Here is a 2,042-nt window from a genome sequence, read left to right as displayed (position 1 = left end):
GAGTTGCCGGAGGGCGGGGGTGGGCCCGCGATCCCGAGGTCGCGGCGCGCGCACACGTAGAACGCGTCGCGGGCCCGGCTCACCTCCTTCTCCGCGCTCGTCCACCCGGCGGGGTCGTCCCTGAGCCCGCGCGCGTACAACTCGACGTTCCACACGGCTTCGTGCCAGGCGCGAGCCGCCGCGATGGCTTCGGCATCACCCACGAGCAGCACCGACTCCCACTCGGCCGCGCGCCTCGACTCCGCCTCGGCCAGCTGCGCGAGGCCTTCGCCCGGGTCCAGAGGATCCGCCACGTTCTCGAAACCCCTGGCCGCCCCGATGCGCTGCGCGATGCGTATCTGTTCCTTCAGGGTGCTCGCGTAGTTCGCGTAGGTGAGGAACCTCTTCTCGTCCCAGCGCTCCGCCCGCGCCCGCCGCCAGCGGCTCCGCTCGGTGAGGCTGGCCACCGCGTACGAGCCGACGGCTCCGACGACCACGCCGATCAGCGCCGGAAACTGATCCCATGTCCCCATCGATCCCCCGTCCAAGAGCGCGGCCAGACGAAAGCACAATGCACCATGCCGTGCCCGCGGGCTCTGGGGAAACACCCCCTCCCGCATGAACCCGGGGGAGGCGACGCACGGCCCGGCTGCGAGACCGGCTCAACCGCGCTCTGTGGCCCGGGGGTGGCCCGTGCCCGCGAATGTGATCCAGCAGGTGTCATGGGCGGTGTCCACGAGGTACCAGATGCGGCCGCCGCCGGTTACTTCGATCTGCCACTGCTCGCAGGTCTGTCCGCGGTGGGTTCCGTGCGCCAGTTGGCCCTACAGCTGGTGGTGGCGAGGCGTTCCGGTGGAGGGCCTCGGTCCCGTGCGCATGGTGACCGGCGCAGGGGGTGCGGCGCGGTCGCCGCGGCCCGGCGTCATGCGACCGTGCGCGGATCGGCCGCCGGGCCGTAGTCCGTGTCGTTGTCACGGGTCAGCGCCGCCAGCAGCTCGGGGTCGGAGTGGACCTCGGCGGTGTGCTGCCATGCAATGAGCATGTGAGCGATGGACGCGTTGTTGCCGATGGAGTCGGCGGCGCGCATGGTGTCGACGAGTTCGACGGCGAAGGCGTGGACATCGGGCTCGGGGAGGAAGCTGACCCAGGGAAAGGCGTCCGGCAGCACGTCGAGGAGCAGTTCCATGCTGCCGGGCTCCCGCCGCGCCATCGCAGCCAGTATCCGCGTCGCGGCCGACACCACGCTCTGGTCTTGCTCAGCCCGTGCCACGGTGGTGAGGACCAGGTCCTCGCCGTCCCTGCGGTGCAGCAGCAGCCGTGGTGACTCTTTGAGCCGGGCGAGCGTTTGCTTGTTCTTGTTCACCAGCTCGGAGAAGTTCACGGCAGCGTTCTCAGTGCTCATGACTTTGAAACTATTTCGAAATTGATGGGGCGGCCATCACCCGCACGAGGGACACGGGCGAGGCCGGGGGTACCACGGTTCCTCCAGCGGGACGGCGGCGTTGCGAAGTGATTTTCGCCAGAACGTGCAGCCGATTGCTTGGGAGGGCTGAAGCGGGCGCGTGGCGGCGGCCCAGGCCGGGCGGCCGAGCCGGGGCGCCCGGGCGGTAGGGGGCGGGTCCCCTTTAGCGGCGTCTTAGGACGGGCTGACGCAATGGGCGGTAAGAAAGGAGCTTTTCCATGACCCGATACCTGATCAGCTTCGCTCCCTGGATCGCGTACGCCTGCATCGCCACGAGCGATGAGTGGCGCAGCGGCGCCCAGTGGGGCCTGGCGATCGCCTGCATCGTGCTCTTCCGAGGCCGCCGCTCGGGCAAGAAGTGGGACGAGATGGTGATCGAGTTGAGCGCGGCCGTGTTCTTCGCCGGAATCACCTTGCTGTCCTACAAGCAGCCCGATTCCTCCCTCATCCCGTACGGCCCGGCCTTGGTCGACGTGTGGCTGGCGGCGACCGCGTTCGGCTCGCTGCTGATCGCCAGGCCCTTCACTCTGGGCATCGCCCGCACGATGGTGCCCAAGGAGGTCTGGAAGTCCAAGGTCTTCGTCCGTACCAACACCGTGAT

General features: G+C 69.0%; 3 protein-coding genes. 1 reads left to right on the top strand and 2 read right to left on the bottom strand.

Features of this window, described 5'->3' with window-relative positions:
* Positions 1–512, bottom strand: a 512-nt coding sequence (locus ACFWGD_RS13200) for a hypothetical protein (RefSeq protein WP_377779143.1), incomplete at its 3' end; no start/stop codon positions are given.
* A 389-nt stretch (positions 513–901) separates the two neighbouring features.
* A complete protein-coding gene (locus tag ACFWGD_RS13195) occupies positions 902–1,381 on the bottom strand; it encodes a hypothetical protein (protein ID WP_377779142.1) in 480 nt (159 codons plus the stop codon).
* A 278-nt stretch (positions 1,382–1,659) separates the two neighbouring features.
* Here ACFWGD_RS13195 and ACFWGD_RS13190 point away from each other — a divergent pair.
* Positions 1,660–2,042 (top strand): hypothetical protein (locus tag ACFWGD_RS13190; RefSeq protein ID WP_377779141.1); only part of this gene is annotated, 383 nt, incomplete at its 3' end.

Source organism: Corynebacterium sp. NPDC060344 (genome assembly GCF_042725215.1).
Taxonomy (GTDB): Bacteria; Actinomycetota; Actinomycetes; order Mycobacteriales; family Mycobacteriaceae; genus Corynebacterium.
Note: the sequence above shows the minus strand (reverse complement) of the source record. Positions and strands in the feature narration are given on the sequence as shown.

Bases quoted from the DNA above. Each gene is read 5' to 3' on its own strand.
- ACFWGD_RS13195 (WP_377779142.1), bottom strand. From the start codon at position 1,381: ATGAGCACTGAGAACGCTGCCGTGAACTTCTCCGAGCTGGTGAACAAG.